This is a genomic window from Roseateles agri (genome assembly GCF_034043675.1).
Taxonomy (GTDB): Bacteria; Pseudomonadota; Gammaproteobacteria; order Burkholderiales; family Burkholderiaceae_C; genus KK5.
This window is the reverse complement of record NZ_JAXCLA010000003.1, coordinates 506,797-527,360: the sequence shown is the minus strand read 5'-3', so window position 1 is coordinate 527,360 and position 20,564 is coordinate 506,797. Positions and strand designations below refer to the sequence as shown.

The window sequence follows — 20,564 nt, the reverse complement described above, 5'->3', positions numbered from 1 at the left end:
TCGCCCTGCTTCTTCAGCGAACCGTCTTGCCGCGGCGCGCGGCACCGAGGCCCACGGCCGCCAGGCCGAAGGCAAACAGCAGGTAGCTCGCCGGCTCCGGCACGGCCGAGACGCTGATGGACGCCTGGTACGGGCCGCCGTCGCTGTTCATCAGCACGCCGAATTCCTGGCTGTACGAGGCCTGGCCGGCCACGCCCAGCGCGGTCTGGTCGGTGGACCAGGACCACTCGACGGCCACCGGCGATGCGGCGGAGATCTCGATCCAGTAGGTCGTGTTGGCCGCGAGCTTCACCGGCGCGAGCGTGCCGAAGCTGTAGGAGGCGAAGTCAGCCGTCGAGATGGCGGCGCTGGACAGCGTGCCGAGCGACGCGATGGCCGTGCCCGGCTGCATGCCCTGGTCGGCCATCAGCGTCAGCGACAGATTGCCGACGATGTCGGCGCTGTCGCTCTTCAGCAGGGCCGCCACGCTGGTCAGCAGGCCGCCGGTGGCGCCGCTGTTGAAGGAGATCGCGAGCGGGCCGAAGCTCATGACCGGGTCCGCGCCGGCCTGCGCCGAACCGAGGTTGTCGAAGACCGTGGCGGCCTGGGCCGCGGGTGCGGCGAAGGCAGCGACCAGGGCCGCGGTGGCGAGATGGATGAGGGTGTTCTTCATGTGTTTGTCCTGAATGGGTTGAAGGCGCTCACAGCAGCGGATCGCTGGTGCTGGCGCGGCCGGTCTCGACGTGGCCGGCGTACTGGGCGACGAAGCGGGCGTCCTCGGCGGCGGTGACCAGCAGGTCGTACCAGCTGTAGCTGGTCGACAGGGTCCAGTCGGAGCGGAAGCTCGCGCCCGGTGCCAGCAGCTGATGCGAGGCGGCGTTGGTGTACTTGTCGGTGATGGTCACGGTGGCCGCGGCGGTGCCGGCATTGGTGACGGTCAGCGAGATGCCGCCGCCGATGGCGTCGTAGCTCGCCTTCACCAGCAGGTTGGACGCAGCGGCGTCGGTGCCGCCGGCGAAGTGGCGGAAGAAGCCGTTGGAGCCGTGCACGGCGATGTCGTAGCTGCCGCCGGCCGCTGCGGTGAAGCTGTCGGCCAGGGTCTTGCCGGCCTCGACCGTGTAGCCCCAGGGGCCGGTGCTGCCGCCCGCGAGCGTGCTGTTGCCCGTGCGCACATGGAAGTGGGCGCCGGCCGTACCGGTGTTGGCGAAGGCGATGTCGAAGCCGCCGGCCTGGCCGTTGGCGACGCGATCGGCCTGCAGCACGTAGGGCAGCGCACGCGCCAGGCGCAGGCCCGGCTCCTGCGTCGGGATCGCCTGCGTGGTCGGCAGGGTCAGGGTGGCGGTGGAGTACTTCTTGCCGCTGCTGACGTCAGATGCCGGCGGCATGTAGGCGGTGGTGCTGGGCAGGCGCGCCAGGCTGGTGTTCTCGGTCGAGAAGTCCAGCGCGGCCGTCAGGTCGCCGCAGACAGTGCGGCGCCACGGCGTGATGTTGGGCTCCATGACGCCGAAGCGCTGCTCGATGAAGCGGATCACCGAGGTGTGGTCGAAGGTCTGCGAGCAGACGAAGCCGCCCTTGCTCCACGGCGAGACGACCAGCATCGGCACGCGAGCGCCCAGGCCATAGGGGCCGGCCGGGAAGCTGGTGCTGCTGGTGCCCGGGTAGATCTCGTTGACCGTGCTGACGGTGGACTTGCCTTGCGCGGCGCTCATCGGCGGCGTCGGCGGGACGATGTGGTCGAAGTAACCGTCGTTCTCGTCGTAGCAGATGATCAGGACGGTGCTGGCCCAGACGGCGGGGTTGGACGTCAGCGCGGCCAGCACGTTGTTCACGTAGTAGGCGCCGTAGTTGGCCGGCCAGTTCGGGTGCTCGGAGTAAGCCTCGGGCGAGACGATCCACGACACCTGCGGCAGGGTGCCGGCGGCGACGTCGGCGCGCAGCTGGTCGAACAGGCCGCCGTTGTTGAACGCGCCGCCGTTGGAGATGTTGGTGCCGATGCGGGCGCCCTGGTACAGCGGCGAGCCCGGCTGCGCGTTGCGGTACTGCAGGAAGTCCAGCAGCGGGTTGTCGCCGAAGTTGCCGATGTAGGCATTGCTGCCGCTGTAGCCCCAGGAGCCGGCGGCGTTGAGGCCGAGGCCGACGTCCTGGTAAATCTTCCACGTTACGCCGGCGTCCTGCAGGCGCTCGGGATAGGTGTGCCAGTTGTAGCCGGAGTCGGCGTTGGTGATCTGCGGGCCGACGGGGGCCACGCCGTTGCCGCTGCTGGCCAGGCTCACCACGCCCGGCGTGCTGCCGGTGGTGGCGGTGTCGGGGTTGGCGCTGCCGTTCTGGCCGACCCAGCCCGTCCACAGGTAGTAGCGGTTGGGGTCGGTCGACGTCATGATCGAGCAGTGGTATGCGTCGCAAATCGTGAAGGCGTCGGCCAGCGCGTAGTAGAACGGGATGTCCTCGCGCTCCATGTAGGCCATCGTGTTCTTGGTCTTGAAGCGCGTCCACTGGTCGTACAGGCCCTGGTTCCAGGCGCCTTGCGCGTCCTTCCAGGCGTGCGACAGGTCGGGCAGGAAGGCCGAGCCGACGTTGGGCAGCGAGGGGCGGAAGGGCAGCACCGTGGCCGGCGTCTGCGTGACGCCGCTGGAGTTCTGGTTGGGCTGCACGAACACGGAGTCGCCCGAGCCGTAGAGCTTCACCGCACGCGGGTCGCTGAAGCCGCGCACACCGCGCAGCATGCCGAAGTAGTGGTCGAACGAGCGGTTTTCCTGCATCAGCACGACGATGTGCTGCACGTCCTGGATGGTGCCGGTGACGCTCTTGGCCGGAACGGCCAGCGCCTGCTTGATGCTGTCCGGAATCACGGCGGTCAGGCCTGCGCTGGCCGCGCCGCGCAGCAGGGAACGACGATCTATTTGTGTCATGGCGGTTTGCCTTCTGGGTAGGGTCGCACGGGTTGCCCGGATCGGTCGGCATGCCTCCATGCGCGGGGTTCCGGGAGGGGATGCAGGCCCGCGGCTCATGCCGCCCAGGCCCTGCAAGCGCGCGATGCTAGGAACGGCAAATGTCGGATCCGAGACGCGGCGGCATGGCCCTTTCGGACCTACCCGCGCCGGCACGCCCGCTGGCTGCGGGCTTGGCGTGTGACACACCCCGCGCAGGCGGAACGTTTCAGTTTGCGAAGTTCCTGAAGCCGACGAACGTGACACAGCGGCTACAGTCCAGACACCTGCAGGAGACCCCGCCTTGACCCTCGCCAGCCCCGCCACGAAGACCGACCCCGCACAGCGCGCCCATGCCCAGGCGCGCGTCGTGCAGGCGCTGTCGGCGCATCTGCCGGCGCATGCGCTGCTGTGGCACCACGAAGACACGATCCCTTACGAATGCGACGGGCTGACGGCCTACCGCGAGCGGCCGCTGGTCGTCGCGCTGCCGGAGACCGAGGAGCAGGTGGCCGCCGTGCTGCGCGTCTGCCATGCGATGCAGGTGCCGGTGGTGGCGCGCGGCGCGGGCACGGGCCTGTCGGGCGGCGCGATGCCCAACGCGATGGGCGTGACCCTGGCGCTGGCCAAGTTCAAGAAGATCCTGAAGATCGACCCGGTGGCCCGCACGGCCACCGTGCAGTGCGGCGTGCGCAACCTGGCGATCTCCGAAGCGGCCGCGCCACTGGGCCTGTACTACGCACCGGACCCGAGCAGCCAGATCGCCTGCACGATCGGCGGCAACGTGGCCGAGAACTCAGGCGGCGTGCACTGCCTGAAGTACGGCCTCACCCTGCATAACGTGCTGCGCGTACGAGGCTTCACGATCGAGGGCGAGCCGATCGAGTTCGGCTCCGAGGCGCTGGACGCGGCCGGGCTGGACCTGCTGTCCATCGTCGTCGGCAGCGAAGGCATGCTGGCCGTCACGACCGAGGTCACCGTCAAGCTGGTGCCCAAGCCCACGCTGGCGCGCTGCATCATGGCCAGCTTCGACGACGTGCGCAAGGCCGGCGACGCGGTGGCCAACATCATCGCCGCCGGCATCATCCCGGCCGGCCTGGAGATGATGGACAAGCCGATGACGGCGGCGGTGGAGGACTTCGTCAAGGCCGGCTACGACCTCGATGCCGAGGCCATCCTGCTGTGCGAGAGCGACGGCACGCCCGACGAGGTGGCCGAGGAGGTCGTGCGGATGGAAGCCGTGCTGCAGGCCAGCGGCGCGACGCGCTGCGAGGTCAGCGCCGACGAGGCGCAGCGCCTGCGCTTCTGGAGCGGCCGCAAGAACGCCTTCCCCGCCTCCGGCCGCATCAGCCCCGACTACATGTGCATGGATTCGACGATCCCGCGCAAGAACCTGGCGGCCATCCTGCTGGCGATCCAGGAGATGGAGAAGAAGTACCAGCTGCGCTGCGCCAACGTCTTCCATGCCGGCGACGGCAACCTGCACCCGCTGATCCTGTTCGATGCCTCGGACCCGGACCAGTTGCACCGCTGCGAGCTGTTCGGCGCCGAGATCCTGGAGACCAGCGTCGCGCTGGGCGGCACGGTGACCGGCGAGCACGGCGTGGGCGTGGAGAAGCTGAACTCGATGTGCGTGCAGTTCTCCGACGCCGAGCGCGAGCAGATGCTGGCCGTGAAGCGCGCTTTCGATCCGCTCTCGCTGCTGAACCCGGGCAAGGTGATCCCGACGCTGCACCGCTGCGCCGAATACGGCCGCATGCACGTCAGCAAGGGCCTGCTCGCCCATCCCGAGCTGCCGAGGTTCTGAGCGCATGCAGGTCATCCAGGAACAGATCAAGGACGCCGCCGCCCGCGGCGCGAAGCTGAACATCCAGGGCCACGGCAGCAAGGCCTTCTACGGCCATGCACCGACTGGTGAATTGCTGGACATGCAGCGCATCGCCGGCATCACCAGCTACGAGCCGAGCGAGCTGGTCGTCACCGTGAAGGCGGGCACGCCCATCCTCGAGCTGGAGACGGCACTGGCCGAGCAGGGCCAGCACCTGGCCTTCGAGCCGCCGCGCTTCCAGGGCGGCGCGGGCACCGTCGGCGGCATGGTGGCCGCGGGCCTCAGCGGCCCGGCGCGCGCCGCCGTCGGCTCGGTGCGCGACCACGTGCTGGGCGTGACGATGCTCAACGGTCGCGGCGAGGCGATGAGCTTCGGCGGCACGGTGATGAAGAACGTGGCCGGCTACGACCTCTCGCGCCTGATGGCCGGGTCGATGGGCGTGCTGGGCGTGATCGCCGAGGTCTCGCTGAAGGTGCTGCCCTTCCCGATGGCGCACACCACCCTGCGCTTCGACCTGGACCAGCCCCAGGCGCTGACCCAGCTCAACCGCTGGGGCGGCCTGCCGCTGCCGATCAATGCCAGCGCCTGGTGGGACGGCGCGCTGGTGCTTCGCCTGGCGGGCGCGAGCGCGGCCGTGGAGGCAGCCACCAAGGCGCTCGGCGGCGACCAGATCCCCGAGGACCTGGCCCAGCCCTTCTGGGCCGGGCTGCGCGACCATGGCGACGAGTTCTTCATCGGCGCGGAGCGCGCGGTGCAGGGCGGCGCCAGCCTGTGGCGCCTGTCGCTGCCGCAGACCGCGCCGGCGCTGAACCTGCACGGCGAGCAGCTGATCGAATGGGGTGGCGCGCAACGCTGGGTCGCCACGCCGGCGCCGGCCGCGCAGGTGCGCGAGACAGCGGCCAAGGTCGGCGGCCATGCCACGCTGTTCCGCGCGCTGGACAAGAGCCCCGGCGTGTTCGCACCGCTGTCGCCGCCGCTGGCCCGCATCCACCGCGAGCTGAAGGCTTCGTTCGACCCGCAGGGCGTGTTCAATCCCGGCCGGCTCTACCCCGATTTCTGACCGAGCATGCAGACCACCCTCTCCCCGGAATTCAAGGGCACCCTGGAAGGCGAGCGCGCCGAGGCCGTGCTGCGCAAGTGCGTGCACTGCGGCTTCTGCACCGCCACCTGCCCGACCTACCAGCTGCTCGGCGACGAGCTGGACGGCCCGCGCGGCCGCATCTACCTGATGAAGCAGGTGCTCGAAGGCGCCGAGCCGACGCGCGCCACGCAGCAGCACCTGGACCGCTGCCTGACCTGCCGCAACTGCGAGAGCACCTGCCCCTCGGGCGTCGAGTACGGGCAGCTGGTGGAGATCGGCCGCAACATCGTCGAGGCCAAGGTGAAGCGGCCGCTGGGCGAGCGCGCCGTGCGCTGGTTGCTGAAGGAAGGCCTGCCCTCGCCCGCCTTCAAGCCGGCGATGAAGCTGGGCCAGATGGTGCGCCCGCTGCTGCCCGCCTCGCTGAAGGACAAGGTGCCCGGCCCGGCGCCGGCGCGCGCGCACGACTGGCCCACGCGCACGCACCCGCGCAAGGTGGCGATGCTGCTGGGCTGCGTGCAGCCGGCGATGATGCCCAACATCAACAGCGCCACCGCCCGCGTGCTCGACGCGGCCGGCATCCAGACCGTGGTGGCCGACGAGGCCGGCTGCTGCGGCGCGATCCGCACGCACATGAACGACCACGCCGGCGGCCTGGACGACATGCGCCGCAACATCGACGCCTGGTGGCCGCTGGTCGAGGGGCTGGGCGGCGACGGCAAGGTCGAGGCGCTGGTGATGAACGCCTCGGGCTGCGGCGTGATGGTGAAGGAGTACGGCAAGGCGCTGGCGCACGACGCCGCCTATGCCGAGAAGGCCGCGCGCATCAGTGCCGCCACGCGCGACCTGAGCGAGCTGCTGCCGGCGCTGGTGCCCCTTCTCAAGAGCAAGCTCTCGAACAAGCCCGCGCCCAAGCTCGCCTACCACCCGCCCTGTACCTTGCAGCACGGCCAGCAGCTGCGCGGCGGCGTCGAGACGGGCCTGCGCGCGCTGGGCTTCGACATCCAGGCCGCGCCGACCGACAGCCACCTGTGCTGTGGCTCCGCCGGCACCTATTCGGTGCTGCAACCCGAGCTGTCCAAGCAGCTGCGCGACAACAAGCTGAAGGCGCTGGCGCCGGTCCACGGCGAGGCGATCGTCTCTTCCAACATCGGCTGCATCCAGCACCTGCAGAGCGGCACCGGTACACCGGTGAAGCACTGGATCGAGGTGCTCGACGAGGCCCTCCAGGCCTGAAGAGGTCGACCTCTCCGCCAAGTATTTCCGCACGATCGTTCGCATATCGCCCGACCCCGGGCAAACCTGTAGCGAAAACTAGCGGAACCGTTTCCAGAATAGCGGGCAAACAACGACGGAGGGGGAGCTGGAGGGCTCCAACGGCTGGTTTCACCGGCTGATCGGGTCGGGCGCGCGAGTGCCCGACCCTTTTCTTTTTCCGGCCCCGCGGGCGCAATCACGGACACTTGGCACCCATGATGAACACCCGCTTCCTCGCTCCCGCCCTGGCCGGCCTGCTGGCCCTGGCCGCCTGCTCCACGACCCCGCCCGGCGCGCCAGCAACGCCACCCGCGCCGCCGAAGCTGGTCGTCTTCATCGTCATCGACGGCCTGCCGATGCGCCAGGTGCTGGCCTACCGCGACCAGTTGCAGCCGGACGGTTTCCGCCGCTTCCTGGACCACGGCACCTGGTTCGCGAACATGCACTACGGCCACGGCCACACGGTCACCGCCGCCGGACACTCGATCATGCTGACCGGCGCCTACCCGCAGCGCAGCGGCATCATCAGCAACGAATGGCGCGACCCGCTGACCGGCGCGGAGGTCTACAACACGCAGGACGAGGCCTACCACTACCTGGGCGGCAACAAGACCACGACGCTGTCCGGCACCAGCCCGCGGATGATGCTGGTGGAGACCGTCGGCGACGTGCTGCGGCTGGAGGATCCGGCCTCCAAGGTGATCGGCATCTCCGGCAAGGACCGCGGTGCGATCCTGCCGGCGGGCCACCTGGGCACCGCCTACATGTACATGAGCGGGACCGGCCAGTTCGCGTCGACCAGCTACTACATGCCGCAGCATCCGGCCTGGGTGGACGCGTTCAATTCGGCCAAGCCGGCCGACGTCTACTTCCACCAGTCCTGGACGCCGCTGCTGACGGACCCCGCCGCCTACGCCCGCTCGGTGCCGGACGGCCAGCCCTGGCAGTCGACGGCCGGCAACGGCAACCGCCTGCCGACCGAGCTCGGCGCCAATCAGGACGCGCCGGGCCCGGCGTTCTACGCCAGCCTGCTGCCCTCGCCCTTCGCCGACGAGCTGACCTTGAAATTCGCCCGCGCCGCCATCGATGGCGAGCAGCTCGGCGCCGACGCGACGCCGGACATCCTGACGGTGAGCCTGTCCAGCCACGACTACGTGAACCATGCCTTTGGCCCCGAGTCGCGGCTGTCGCAGGACCACTTCCTGCATCTCGACGTGGCGCTGCAGGCCTTCTTCCGCGACCTGGACGCGAAGGTCGGCCGCGGCAACTACCTGCTGATGCTGACCGCCGACCACGGCTTCGCCGACACGCCCGAGTGGGCGAAGACGCAGGGCCGCGACGCCGCGCGCCTGGCCTCGGCCGACATGCTGGCCACGCTGAACGCGGGACTGGTGCAGCAGTACGGCGCCGGCAAGTGGGCCACGGCGATGTCCGCCTCCGGCATCCTGTTCGACGAGAAGCTGATCGCCGCGCGCGGGCTCAAGTCCGACGAGGTCTACGAATCGGCCAAGGCGCTGCTGGTCAAGATCCCCGGCGTCGCCGCCGTGTTCACGAAAGCGCAACTGGAGAGCGGCGACACTGCGACGCCCTATCTGGAGCAGATGCGCAAGTCCTGGCATCCGGGCCGCGCGGCGCCGGTGCAGGTCGTGATCCAGCGCAACTGGCTGTGGGGCTCGCGCCCGGTCGGCAGCTCGCACGGCACGCCCTACGACTACGACACGCACGTGCCGCTGCTCGCCTGGGGCGCGACCTGGGTCGGCCAGGGCGAGGTCGACCAGCGTGTGGACATGTCCGACGTGGCGCCGACGCTGGCGAAGATCCTGCACGTGCGCGCCCCCGCTCAGGCGCAAGGGCAACCCTTGCCCCTGCCGCTCAAGTAAGAAGTTATCCCCACACGATGTATTCCTGGTTCGAACGACAGCTCCCGCCCTTCCCCGACACCCCGCCACCGCAGCCGCCGAAGGGCTTCTTCCCCTTCGTCTGGGCCGCCACCGCCGGCTCGCGCGGGCTCGTGGCCGGCATGACCCTGTTCACCGCCGGCACCGGCGCCTTCGAGGCGCTGCTGTTCAGCATGCTGGGCTCGGTGGTGGACTGGCTCAGCGCCGTGCCGACCTCCCAGCTGTGGGCCACGCAGAAGGGCAACCTGGCGCTGCTGGCGGTGATCCTGCTGGCCAGCCCGCTGCTGGTGGCGCTGCAGACGATCGCCAAGCACCAGGGCCTGGCCAGCAACTTCCCGATGCGGCTGCGCTGGAACTTCCACCGCCACCTGCTCGGCCAGAGCATGAGCTTCTATGCCGACGAGTTCGCCGGCCGCGTCGCCGCCAAGCTGATGCAGACGGCGCTGGCGGTGCGCGACGTGGTGCTCGTGCTGACCGACATCATGGTCTTCATCACGATCTACTTCGTGACGATCCTGGGCGTCGTCGGCCATTTCGATGCGCGGCTGCTGCTGCCCTTCCTCGGCTGGCTGGCCTGCTACGTGGCCGCGCTGTGCTTCTTCGTACCGCGGCTGGGCAAGGCCGGCGCCGAGCAGGCCGACGCGCGCAGCGTGATGACCGGCCGCGTGACCGACGCCTACACGAACATCGGCACGGTCAAGCTGTTCAGCCACAGCCACCGCGAGGCCGGCTTCGCCCGCTCGGCGATGCAGGAGTTCCTGGGCACGGCCTACCGGCAGATGCGTCTGGTCAGCAGCTTCGAGGTGGTCAACCATGCGCTGAGCATGCTGCTGATCGCCAGCACCGCGGGCGCCACGATGTGGCTGTGGATGCAGGGCGAGCTGGGCGTGGGCGCGGTGGCCGCGGCGACGGCGATGGCGCTGCGGCTCAACGGCATCTCGCACTGGATCATGTGGGAGATGACCGGCCTGTTCGAGAACATCGGCACGGTGCAGGACGGCATGAACACGCTGGCCCGCGGCATCACGGTGAAGGACCGGCCCGACGCGACGGCACTGGCGGTCACGCGCGGCGAGATCCGCTTCGATCACGTGGGCTTCGCCTACGGCGGCAAGAAGACCGTGCTGAAGGACCTGGACCTGACGATCCACGCCGGCGAGAAGATCGGCCTGGTGGGTCGCTCGGGCGCCGGCAAGTCCACTTTGGTGAACCTGCTGCTGCGCTTCCACGATCTTGAATCGGGTCGCATCCTGATCGATGGGCAGGACATCGCCGGCGTGACGCAGGACAGCCTGCGCGAGCAGATCGGCATGGTCACGCAGGACACCTCGCTGCTGCACCGCTCGGTGCGCGACAACCTGCTCTACGGCCGCCCCGACGCCAGCGACGCGCAGATGGCCGCCGCTGCCGAGCGCGCCGAAGCGCAGGCCTTCATCGCCGGCCTGACCGACCCGAAGGGCCGCAGCGGCTACGACGCCCACGTGGGCGAGCGCGGCGTCAAGCTCAGCGGCGGCCAGCGCCAGCGCGTGGCCATCGCCCGCGTGATGCTGAAGGACGCGCCGATCCTGCTGCTGGACGAGGCCACCAGCGCGCTGGACTCCGAGGTCGAGGCCGCGATCCAGACCAGCCTGTACCGGCTGATGGAGGGCAAGACCGTCGTCGCCATCGCGCACCGGCTCTCCACCATCGCGGCAATGGACCGGCTCGTCGTGATGGACGAGGGCGAGATCGTCGAGCAGGGCACGCATGCCGAGCTGCTCGCTTCCGGTGGTCTCTACGCGCGCCTGTGGTCGCACCAGAGCGGCGGCTTCCTCGGCGAAGAAGCCTGAGGTCGGCAGTGCTCAGCGGCGGTTCACGTCACCGCTGCCGTTCACCCGCGAGTGGAGCTGCGGCCGGCCGGCGTAGCTGAGGTCGCCGGAGCCGTCGATCTCCACGTCCAGGGTGTCCGACTGGCCAACGTCGATGTCGCCCGAGCCGCGCAGCCGCGCGCTGACCGTGCGGCCGTCGAGCCGGCGGGCATCCACGTCGCCCGAGCCCGCCATCGTCCAGCTCTGCTTCTGTGCGTTGCCGGACACGCGCAGGTCGCCGGAGCCGCGCATGTCGACGGCCAGGTCGAGCACGTCGATCTGGCCAATGTGGACGTCACCCGAACCGGACATCGCCAGGTTCAGCGCCTCGCCCTTGAAGCGATCCAGGCTCAAGTCACCCGAACCGTTGAGTGCGATGGCGCGCAGGGTGCGTGCATCGACGGCCACCGTCGGCGCATGCTTGGTGCGGAAGCCGGCGCCGGGCTGCAGGCGGATGATGAGCGTGTCGCCCTCGACGCGGCTTTCGATCAGCGGCTCGACGTTGTCGTCCGCGTTGATCCGCACCGCATCGGCGGCGGCCTGGCTGACGCGCACGTCCAGCGAGCCTTCCAGCCGCAGCTTGGTGAACGGGGCGACGCTGCGGCTGCGCTCCACCCGGTTGCCCGAGCCCTGGATGCGGTTGCCGGCGGTGCCGTACTCCATCGGGCCGTCGATGTTGAAGGACCAGCTGCTGTCGCCGTCCTGCTTGATGCGGATGTTCCATTCCTTGCCGCCGTCGGCCTGTGCGCAGGCCGAGGCCAGCAGGGCGGCGCCGAGGACGACGCTGAAGCGCTGGAGTTTCATGGTCTTGTATCCGGTGCGTGGGGATGAAGGCGGCAGTATGAAAAGCCCCGACCGCGCCGCCCACCGATTGCCGACAGGCTGCAGATTCCGGGGGACAGGCTGCGCCCCGCCGCCTATTCCAGTCCGATGCTGGGATATTTCGCGGCGATCGCCGCCACCGTGCCGTCGCGCCGCATCGTCTCCCAGGCCTTCATCAGCCGCTGCCGCAGCGGCTCAGGCGTCTGCAGGCTCACGGCCATGTGGGGCTTGGAGTCGGAGAACTTCAGCACCGGTTCGATCAGCTGCGGGTCGTAGCCATGGCGGCGCAGGATCGCCGGTGCGATCTGGTTGCTGAGGGCCAGCAAGTCGTCGCGGCCGGCGAAGAAGCGGCGCAGCAGCGCGGGGTAGTCGGAGGCGCGGTCCAGCGTCTCCCCCAGCACCAGGCCCAGCGAGCTCAGCTCGCGCTCGGCCACATCGTCCTTCAGCACGCCGATGCGCCAGGCGCGCGCCTCGGACAAGCTTTTCGGCTGCACCTCGGGGCGGCTCTTCAGGCGGAACAGCATGCCGCGTCGGACGCCGATCTGGCCAAGCCAGTGGAACATCGCCTCGCGCTCGGTCAGGCGGACGATGGCGGGCACCAGCACATTGGGCTCGTTGCGCGCACGCAGCATCACGCGCGGCCAGGAGCTGAACTCGAAGCTCGCCGTCACGTGCGCCCGCGCGAGCATCTCGCGCGCCAGCTCCACCGCGTAGCCGGTCGGCTGGCCCTGCTCGTCGGTGAACGAGTAGGGTGCGAACTCCTCCAGCATCACGGTGATGTGCGCCGCGTCGTCATCGGCCCGCGCCGAGATCAGCGGCACCAGGCCGGCAAGCAGCAGGAGGCAGCGGCGGCGGGGCGTCGTCATGTGAGGGATTCTGAAGCATCCATCGCAGTGGCGGCCTCTCGATTGCCGCAGAATCTCGGCACCCGGAATCAAGGAGTTGGTGATGAAGTGGGAAGGTCAGCGCGAGAGCGACAACGTCGAGGATGGACGCAGCAGCAGTGGCGGCGGGGGCGGCATCGGATTCGGGGGTGGCCGCATCGGCATCGGCGGCATCGTGGTGGCGCTGCTCGCGTCCTGGGCCTTCGGCGTCAATCCGCTGACGGTGCTGGGGCTGATGCAGGGCGGGCACGTATCGGCGCCGCAGCAGCAACAGGCGCCGACGCCGGCCACCCATCCCACCGACCCGTCGGCCCGTTTCGTCTCGGTGGTGCTGGCCAGCACCGAGGACGTCTGGACCGCCTACTTCGCCCGCAGCAACCAGAAGTACACGCCGCCGCGGCTGCACCTGTTCCGCGGCCAGACGGCGACCGCCTGCGGCAACGGCGAGGCGGCCACCGGCCCCTTCTACTGCCCGGCCGACCAGAAGGTCTACATCGACCTGAGCTTCTACGACACGATGCGCACCCAGCTCGGCGCGCCCGGCGAGTTCGCCCAGGCCTATGTGATTGCTCACGAGGTCGGCCACCACGTGCAATACCTGCTGGGTACCAGCGAGAAGGTGGACCGCTACCGCCAGCAGCACTCGCAGCGCGAGGGCAATGCGATCAGCGTGAAGCTGGAGCTGCAGGCTGACTGCTACGCCGGCATCTGGGCCAAGCTCTCGCAGCAGAGCAAGAACTGGCTGGAAGCGGGCGATGTGGAATCGGCGCTGAACGCGGCCAGCCAGATCGGCGATGACACGCTGCAGCGCAAGGCGCGAGGCACGGTGATGCCGGAGAGCTTCACCCACGGCAGCAGCGCGCAGCGCGTGCGCTGGTTCAAGCGCGGCATGGAGGGCGGCCAGCTGAAAGACTGCAACACCTTCGAGGCCGGCGTGCAGCTCTGAAATTCAGTCCAGCAGCGAGACGTTCGGGTAGCGCGCCGCGATCGCGGCGACGGTGCCGTCGCGCCGCATCGCATCCCAGGCGCTCAGCAGCTTCGCGTACAGCGCCGGGCCGCTACTGCGGCTCACCGCCATGTAGAGCTTGATGTCCGAGAGCTTCAGCACCGGCTCCACCTTGTTGAAGTCGTAGCCGAAGCTCTCGAAGGTGGCGGCGGCGACGGCGCTGTTCAGCGCGACCAGTTCATCGCGGCCAGCGAACAGCTTGCGCAGCAGCGCGGCGTGGTCCGGGCTGCGGTCCAGCTGCTTGCCGAGCTCGAAACCCTTGGAGAGCAGGTCGCGCTCGGTGGCGTCGTCGCGGATCACGCCGATGCGATAGGCGCGGGCGCTGTCGAGCGAGCTGACGTGGACGTCCGCCCGGGCCTTCAGGCGGTACAGGTAGGCGCGGCGCGCGGCAGTGGGGCCGATCCAGTAGAAGTTCGGTTCCCGCTCGCCGAGCCGGACGATGCTGACGACGAGCACCCGCGGATCGGCCAGCGCGCGCTGGTAGATGCCCGCCCAGGAATTGAATTCGAGCTGGCCGTTCAGATGGCAGCGGCGCAGCATCTCCTGCATCAGGTCCACCGCATAGCCGGTCGGCTTGCCGTCGGCGTCGGGGAATGAGTAGGGGCGTACCGGCTCCAGCAGCACGGTCAGCGGCGCACTGGCGGGGTCGCCCGGTTCCGCCGCACGCACGCCGAAGGCCGGCAATAGCGCCAGCCCCAGGAGCGCGGGGAAGCTGTCTCGTCGGTTGGGCATCCGGGAATTATGGTGCCGATGCGGAACCTGTTTCCGGGAGCCGCGCGTCCAGCTCAAGCGCTGGTTCGGTAATCCGGCCACATAACGAGTTATCTGAGCGCACCCCGCGCGCTGCATACTGCGCGCACAACACGGGGGAGAAGGATGAGCACCGCCGACGCGCACCTGCGCCCGAGTCCGGATGCCACGGCAGCAGCGAATGCCGACGGCCGGCGCCTGCACAAGGCGCTGGTGATGTCGCCGCTGCTGATCGGCAACGCGGTGATGCTGATCCTGTGCCTGCTGGCCTTCCAGGTGCTGTCGGCGACGCGCGCCTACGTCGGCGGCCAGGCGCTGTGGTCCAAGGGGCGCGAGCAGGCGATCCAGCACCTGCGCGAATACGCTCGCAGCGGCGATGCCACCCAGCTGCGCGCCTACGAACAGGCGCTCGACGGCCCGCTGGGCGACCACGAAGCCCGGCTGGAGATGGACAAGCGCGAGCCCGATCGAGAAGCAATCGTTCGCGGCCTGCTGCGCGGCGGCAATTCGCCGGACGACATCCCCGGCATGATCCGGCTCTACCGCAATTTCTCCACCAGCGAGCTGATGGCCGACGCGGTGCGGGCCTGGCAGGTGGCCGATGACCGCCTGCTGGTCCTGCAGGACATGAGCCGGCAGCTGCAGCAGCTGTACGGGCCGCAACAACAGATCGACGCGGCCGCGCGCACAGCGCAGATCGACGCGGCGCTGCGCTCGCTGGACACCCTGGAGCCCGAGCTGCGCAAGCTGGAGCAGCAGTTCAGCGCCGCGCTGGGCGAGGCCTCGCGCTCGACCTTCCGGGTGCTGTCGGTGCTGCTCGTGCTCGCGGGGGTGGCGCTGACCTTGGCGGTCCTGCTGATCATGCGCCAGGGTCTGGTGCGGCAGCGCCGCTACGAACTCGCGCTGGAGGATGCGAACCGGCGCTGGAACCTGGCCGCCGAGGGCGATGGCCTCGGCCTGTTCGAGTGGCGCCTGCGCGAAGACCTGGTGGCCATGGATGCCAACGCCCGCGCGGCCTACGGCCTCGACGCGGACCCCAACGCCCCACCCGTTCCGCGCGAGCGCCTGCGGGCGCTGACCGACCCGGCCGACGTCGCGTCACTGCGCGCCGAACTGGAGCGCGTCATCCACCGGGGCCACGGCTTCCACCTCCGCTACCGCATCCGGCCGCATGGCGCCGAAAGCGAGGCGCGCCACGTCGAGGTCACCTCGGTGATGCGCGGCGCGATCGCGGCCGGCGACCGGCGGATGATCGGCATCGTCCGCGACGTCAGCGCGCGCGTGCGCCAGGAGCGCGCCGAGCTGGACCGCGCGACCGCCGAACGCACGGCCGGCGCGCGGATGGAGTTCCTCTCCCGCCTCAGCCACGAGCTGCGCACGCCGCTGAATGCCGTGCTCGGCTTCGCCGACCTGCTGGTGCTGGACAACAGCGAACCGCTGACGCCGCGCCAGCTGCAGCGGGTGCAGTTGGTCACCGATGCCGGCCGGCACTTGCTGCACCTGGTGGACGACGTGCTGGACATCAGCGGCATCGATTCCGGCCGCCTCAGTGTCGAGCGCAGCGCCACCCCGCTGGCGCCGGTGCTGGCCGCGGCGGCGGCGCTGACCTCGCCCGAGCAGCAGGAATTCGGCGTCCGACTCGAACTGCCCGATCTGCCGCCGGACCTGGCCGTCTGGAGCGACGCCCGCCGGCTGGGCCAGGTCCTGGCCAACCTGCTCAGCAACGGCTTCAAGTACAACCGGCCCGGCGGCAGCGTGCGTGTCGAGGTTCGGCGCACGAGCGACGAAGGCGGCCGCCACCATGTACGCATCGAGGTCCACGACCAGGGCCCGGGGCTCGACGACGCGCAGCAGCAGCAGCTGTTCCAGGCCTTCAAGCGCCTGCCCGGCGCCTCCCACCGCCGCGGCACGGGCCTGGGGCTCACGATCGTCAAACTGCTGGTGGAGCAGATGGGCGGGCGGATCGAGGTGCGCAGTGTCGTCGGCGAGGGCTCCGTGTTCAGCATCACGCTGGAAACAGCGTCGGCGTAAGCTCGGGCGCATGCGAAGTCGTATCTTGCTGTTGTCCCTGCTCGCCGCCGTCCTCGTCGGCGGCTGCGCCTACCCCGGCCACGATGCCCGGCTCGTCCCCGGCACCAGCACTGCCGCTGACATAACGAGTTACTACGGCGCACCCCACCGCATCTGGGAGGATGCCGGCGGCGGCCACACCTACGAGTATTCGAGCCAGCCGCTGGGCACGCATTGCTACATGGTGAAGCTCGACGCGCAGGGCCGTTTGATCGGCGTCGAGGACACGCTGAGCTACGACAGCCGCTTCTCGATCACGCCCGGCATGACGCCGGAGCAGGTCAACCGGCGGCTCGGCCAGGAGCGTACCCGCGTGACCTACCGCTTCAGCGGCGAGGAGGTCTGGGACTGGAACATCGAGCCCGATCCCGGCAGCAGCTACCGGATGCGCTTCAACGTCCACTTCAAGGACGGCGTGGTGCTGCGGCTGAGCCAGAGCATGGTGTTCCCGACGCGCTTCGGCTGGGACGACTGACACTCATTTGCCGTCGGTCGGCGGGTACAGTTCGGGCTCCCCGAGGAGCCCGACCCGATGAGCATCACCTTCCCCGATTTCCGCTCGCCCGCCACGCTGGACGCCCATGTCCAGCACACGATGGATTTCTATCGCCCGCGCTGCGTCGACGCCTCCGGCGGCTTCTTCCACTTCTACCGCGACGACGGCTCGATCTACGACGCGACGAGCCGCCACCTCGTCAGCAGCACCCGCTTCGTCTTCAACTTCGCGATGGCCGCGCGACGCTGGGGCCGCGACGATGACCGCCAAAAGATGCTGCACGGCCTGGACTTCCTGCGCCGCGCGCACCGCAATCCCGCCACCGGCGGCTATGCCTGGCTGCTGAAGTGGGAAGGCGGCTCGGCCCAGGTGCTGGACGGCACCAACCACTGCTACGGCCTGGCCTTCGTGCTGCTCGCCTACTCGCATGCGCTGATGGCCGGCGTCGAAGAAGCCCGCGCCTGGATCGCCGAGACCTGGGAGCTGATGGAGCAGCGCTTCTGGGAGCCGGCCCACGGCCTCTACGCCGACGAAGCCAGCGCCGACTGGGCAAGACTTGACCCCTATCGCGGCCAGAACGCCAACATGCATTCCTGCGAGGCCCTGCTCGCCGCCTTCGAGGCCACCGGCGAAGCGCGCTACCTGCACCGCGCCGAGACCTTGGCTCGCAACATCACCGTGCGCCAGGCCGCGCTGGCCGGCGACCTGATCTGGGAGCACTACAAGAGCGACTGGTCGGTCGACTGGGACTACAACAAGGACGACAAGACCAACATCTTCCGCCCCTGGGGTTACCAGCCCGGCCACCTGACCGAATGGGCCAAGCTGCTGCTGATCATGGAGCGCCACGCCGCCCAGCTGCAGCACGGCTCAGACTGGCTGCTGCCTCGCGCCCGCGCACTGTTCGATGTGGCGATGGAAGCCGCCTGGGACGCCGAGCACGGCGGTCTGTACTACGGCTTCGCCCCCGACCGCTCGATCTGCGACGCCGACAAGTACTTCTGGGTCCAGGCCGAAAGCCTCGCCACCGCCGGCGTGCTGGCCGTGCGCACCGGCGAGCCGAAGTACTGGGAGGACTACGACCGCCTGTGGCGCTACAGCTGGGCCCACATGATCGACCACCAGTACGGCGCCTGGTACCGCATCCTGCGGGCCGACAACTCGAAGTACAGCGACGAGAAGAGCCCGGCCGGGAAGACGGACTACCACACGATGGGGGCGTGCTACGAGGTGCTGGGCGTGCTGGAGAAGTAGGCGGTGGTCGTCAGCCGCGGCGTCGCTTCGCGGCGCCGCCGATAGCAACGAGGCCAAGAATCATCAGCGCATACGTGGCTGGCTCTGGCACGGGCGCCGCGACGTCGGTCCCGTAAAGGAGGAGGCTGACGTCCAGCGTGTACTCCCGAGTCGTCGTGCCTTTGTTGCTGAAAGTCACCTGCAATCTCTGACCATCAAGGATGACTTCGTATGGATTCGCGGCGTCAGTCCACCAGCTACTTGCGTCGCCGATGAAGTTGACCCCAGCACCGTCCACACCAAGTCGCGCGGTGTAGTTCAGAGAAGACTGCTGCTCATACGTCGAGGCGCCGTATAGAGATGGCATCCAGCCGCTCGTATTGCCACTGCCTACTAGCGCACCGCTCACGTCGAAACCGAGTGTCACCTGGGTATTGGCGGTCAGCGTGAATACATGCGTGGAATTGATAACTGCAGAGCCGGTGGTCCCGGCCATCAAATCCGTGCCGATGGACAGTACGCTTGGCGCATGACCATCTACCGAAGCCGAGCCCCCAGCAAATCCCAGCGGCGACGACACATTCACGGATGCTGACTGGCTGTACTGAACGTTTTCTCCGCTGTACTGCCAGTCACTGCTCAACTCCGAACCAGACAACGTCCAGCCGGACTGCCGCGAATCGCTAGCGCTTGCGTACAGATACGATTCTGTCCAATTCAGCGTCGGCGCCAGACCGTCTGCCGCATTGAGGTCCTTTAATGTGTAAGAGAAGCCGGACAGCGTCAGGCTTCCTTGTGTAACGGCGAGCGCTGGAACTGCTAGGCTCGACAAGAGCGTCACCGCGATAGCGGCGCGCACGACGATGTGTGCTTGTTTCATAGTGATAGATCTCCCGGAAGTGACGAACAAGCGACCCAGATGCGCCAGGAACTCATGACTCACCTGTTGCCTTTCGTAAAGCCGGCGCCGAATGTAGCGGCTGCTACTGCAGGTCGAACTAGCGTTTTCGAGCCCGCCCGTTCGTGGGGGATCCGGGTAAATCAGCTTGTTTTCATCGTCGCGTTTGCAACTCCCACCGACGGCTGGAGTCCAGACCTATGCCTGCTCTCACCCCCGAAGCACTGATGGCTCAAGCCATATCCTTGGTCAACGCCGGTCAACGCGGCCAGGCGCGGCGTCTTTGCGAACAAGCTCAGACTTCATTTCCGTCACATCCGGCCGTGCTGCAGTTGCTAGCACTGCTGGATCTGCAGGAAGGCCGGATTGCCGAGGCTGCGAGCAATGCCGAGGCCAGCCTCGCGCTGCGGCCCGTCCATTCGCCCACGCAGCAACTCGCTGGCGAAGCCTTCTTCCAGCTCTCGCTGCAGCGCCATGAAGCACGCGACCGCGATGGCGAGATCGCGGCGCTGCAGCAGGTGGTGAAGTGGGCGCCCCAGCGCGCCGAGGCCCAGGTCAACCTCGGCATCGCGATGCAGGAGCAGGGGCGCATCGACGAAGCGATGACGGCCTACGGCCGCGCCTGGCGGTTGCGCCCCGAAGAGACCTTCGGCCGCATCGCCCATGCATTGGCCACGCCCGGCAGTGGGCGCATGTGGTTGAAGCTCGATGATCTGCGCGCGGCGCTGGCGGCCGCTTCAGCCTGACTTGCGTCGGAAGCCTTTGCGGTAGACGCCCGGCCCCGCCATGATCTTCGCGGCGAGCGTCTCGTAGCCCTGCTGCCGCTCATCAGACATCGGTTCGCAGATCAGTTCATCCGCCCCGCCACGCGGCACCGGATAGCACTGCGCGATCGGCGTACCGCGCGGCAGCACGCCTTCGAAGCCTTCATCGGTCCACAGCGCCGGGAAGTTGATGCCCACCTCGTGGAAGCGGTCGGCATCGACCAGGCCGCTGAGCAGGCGGAACGGCAGGTCCAGCCGGTTGACCGGATGCACGGCCATCAGCGACCAGCCGGGCTCCAGCTCGATGGTCCAGAAGCTGTTGAACTTGACCGCCGACTGCCCGCCCTGCGCCAGCGGCGAGCCGGCGATCTGTTCGGGCACGTGGAAGCTCAGCGGCGCGCGGGGATGGTTGTCGAGCGCCAGCGGCGGCAGCGGCCAGTCCCATTCGAAGCGACCCTGAGCCACGCGCACGTCGCAGGGCAGCAGGATCATGAAGCCGTGCGTCATCGCGTCGACGAAGGGCGGGCACTGCTTGACGGTGCGGATCGCCCGGCCGTGCACCGGCGAGGGCATGCGCGGCGCCATCTCGCGCAGCCAGGCGGGGAGCGCCGCCTTGGCCGGAACCGGCCTCGGCAGCAGCTCGATCAACGATGGGTCGCAGCGGAAGGTGATCTTCATGCCTCATCGTAGGTCGCATTCCGGGCCGAGCGCCGGGCCGCTCCCAAGCCGGCCCACTGGCGGCATGCTCGCGGCTCGATGCCGCGAGTGCCGCCGTTCCCTTGGGGGACCGACCAGACGCGCCCGCGTCCAGCGAGGCGCGCCTGGGC

General features: G+C 68.9%; 17 protein-coding genes. 10 read left to right on the top strand and 7 right to left on the bottom strand.

Annotated elements, in window-relative coordinates:
* Positions 1-13: 13 nt before the first annotated feature.
* Together SNE35_RS10590 and SNE35_RS10585 are read right to left on the bottom strand one after the other, a co-directional pair.
* Entirely contained in the window at positions 14-652 is a 639-nt protein-coding gene (locus tag SNE35_RS10590; protein WP_320422868.1) for a choice-of-anchor R domain-containing protein, read from the bottom strand.
* Positions 653-680: 28 nt separating this feature from the next.
* A complete protein-coding gene (locus SNE35_RS10585; RefSeq protein WP_320422867.1) occupies positions 681-2,888 on the bottom strand; it encodes a phosphocholine-specific phospholipase C in 2,208 nt (735 codons plus the stop codon).
* 322 nt (positions 2,889-3,210) lie between these two features.
* Here SNE35_RS10585 and SNE35_RS10580 point away from each other — a divergent pair, with 322 nt between their 5' ends.
* The 5 genes from SNE35_RS10580 (at position 3,211) to SNE35_RS10560 (ending at position 10,796) form a co-directional block, all read left to right on the top strand.
* Positions 3,211-4,713: an FAD-linked oxidase C-terminal domain-containing protein gene (locus SNE35_RS10580; protein ID WP_320422866.1), complete on the top strand. Its 1,503-nt coding sequence runs from the start codon at positions 3,211-3,213 to the stop codon at positions 4,711-4,713.
* A 4-nt stretch (positions 4,714-4,717) separates the two neighbouring features.
* Positions 4,718-5,794 carry a glycolate oxidase subunit GlcE gene (glcE, locus tag SNE35_RS10575; protein ID WP_320422865.1) on the top strand — a complete coding sequence of 359 codons (1,077 nt, stop codon included), beginning with the start codon at positions 4,718-4,720 and terminating at the stop codon, positions 5,792-5,794.
* 6 nt (positions 5,795-5,800) lie between these two features.
* Complete coding sequence (gene glcF / locus SNE35_RS10570) at positions 5,801-7,048, top strand: glycolate oxidase subunit GlcF (RefSeq protein ID WP_320422864.1); 1,248 nt, start codon at positions 5,801-5,803, stop codon at positions 7,046-7,048.
* A gap of 236 nt (positions 7,049-7,284) precedes the next feature.
* Positions 7,285-8,949 carry an alkaline phosphatase family protein gene (locus SNE35_RS10565; RefSeq protein WP_320422863.1) on the top strand — a complete coding sequence of 555 codons (1,665 nt, stop codon included), beginning with the start codon at positions 7,285-7,287 and terminating at the stop codon, positions 8,947-8,949.
* Positions 8,950-8,966: 17 nt separating this feature from the next.
* Positions 8,967-10,796, top strand: coding sequence for an ABC transporter ATP-binding protein (locus tag SNE35_RS10560; RefSeq protein ID WP_320422862.1), 1,830 nt, complete (start codon positions 8,967-8,969; stop codon positions 10,794-10,796).
* Between the two features lie 12 nt (positions 10,797-10,808).
* On the opposite strand, the gene SNE35_RS10555 is transcribed toward SNE35_RS10560, so the two are convergent.
* Positions 10,809-11,618: a head GIN domain-containing protein gene (locus SNE35_RS10555; protein ID WP_320422861.1), complete on the bottom strand. Its 810-nt coding sequence runs from the start codon at positions 11,616-11,618 to the stop codon at positions 10,809-10,811.
* Positions 11,619-11,731: 113 nt separating this feature from the next.
* On the bottom strand, positions 11,732-12,502 hold the full coding sequence (locus tag SNE35_RS10550; RefSeq protein ID WP_320422860.1) for a substrate-binding periplasmic protein: 771 nt from the start codon (positions 12,500-12,502) through the stop codon (positions 11,732-11,734).
* 82 nt (positions 12,503-12,584) lie between these two features.
* Here SNE35_RS10550 and ypfJ point away from each other — a divergent pair, with 82 nt between their 5' ends.
* A complete protein-coding gene (gene ypfJ / locus SNE35_RS10545) occupies positions 12,585-13,466 on the top strand; it encodes a KPN_02809 family neutral zinc metallopeptidase (protein ID WP_320422859.1) in 882 nt (293 codons plus the stop codon).
* 3 nt (positions 13,467-13,469) lie between these two features.
* Here the strand turns inward: ypfJ and SNE35_RS10540 are convergent, their stop codons facing one another.
* On the bottom strand, positions 13,470-14,258 hold the full coding sequence (locus SNE35_RS10540; RefSeq protein ID WP_320422858.1) for a substrate-binding periplasmic protein: 789 nt from the start codon (positions 14,256-14,258) through the stop codon (positions 13,470-13,472).
* A 144-nt stretch (positions 14,259-14,402) separates the two neighbouring features.
* On the opposite strand from SNE35_RS10540, the gene SNE35_RS10535 reads away from it, so the two are divergent.
* Genes SNE35_RS10535 through SNE35_RS10525 form a run of 3 tightly spaced genes read left to right on the top strand, consistent with a single transcriptional unit; the run spans position 14,403 to position 18,096 of the window.
* Positions 14,403-16,307 carry a sensor histidine kinase gene (locus SNE35_RS10535; RefSeq protein ID WP_320422857.1) on the top strand — a complete coding sequence of 635 codons (1,905 nt, stop codon included), beginning with the start codon at positions 14,403-14,405 and terminating at the stop codon, positions 16,305-16,307.
* Between the two features lie 10 nt (positions 16,308-16,317).
* Positions 16,318-16,821 carry a hypothetical protein gene (locus tag SNE35_RS10530; RefSeq protein ID WP_320422856.1) on the top strand — a complete coding sequence of 168 codons (504 nt, stop codon included), beginning with the start codon at positions 16,318-16,320 and terminating at the stop codon, positions 16,819-16,821.
* A gap of 57 nt (positions 16,822-16,878) precedes the next feature.
* On the top strand, positions 16,879-18,096 hold the full coding sequence (locus tag SNE35_RS10525) for an AGE family epimerase/isomerase (RefSeq protein ID WP_320422855.1): 1,218 nt from the start codon (positions 16,879-16,881) through the stop codon (positions 18,094-18,096).
* A 10-nt stretch (positions 18,097-18,106) separates the two neighbouring features.
* On the opposite strand, the gene SNE35_RS10520 is transcribed toward SNE35_RS10525, so the two are convergent.
* Positions 18,107-18,955, bottom strand: a complete 849-nt coding sequence (locus tag SNE35_RS10520) for a PEP-CTERM sorting domain-containing protein (protein ID WP_320422854.1) — start codon at positions 18,953-18,955, stop codon at positions 18,107-18,109.
* Between the two features lie 341 nt (positions 18,956-19,296).
* Between SNE35_RS10520 and SNE35_RS10515 the strand changes: the two genes are divergently transcribed.
* The gene (locus tag SNE35_RS10515) at positions 19,297-19,719 is read left to right on the top strand and encodes a tetratricopeptide repeat protein (RefSeq protein WP_320422853.1); all 423 of its coding nucleotides are present in this window, start codon (positions 19,297-19,299) and stop codon (positions 19,717-19,719) included.
* Here the strand turns inward: SNE35_RS10515 and SNE35_RS10510 are convergent.
* Entirely contained in the window at positions 19,711-20,415 is a 705-nt protein-coding gene (locus tag SNE35_RS10510) for a hypothetical protein (protein WP_320422852.1), read from the bottom strand. The genes SNE35_RS10515 and SNE35_RS10510 overlap by 9 nt on opposite strands.
* Between the last annotated feature and the right edge of the window lie 149 nt (positions 20,416-20,564).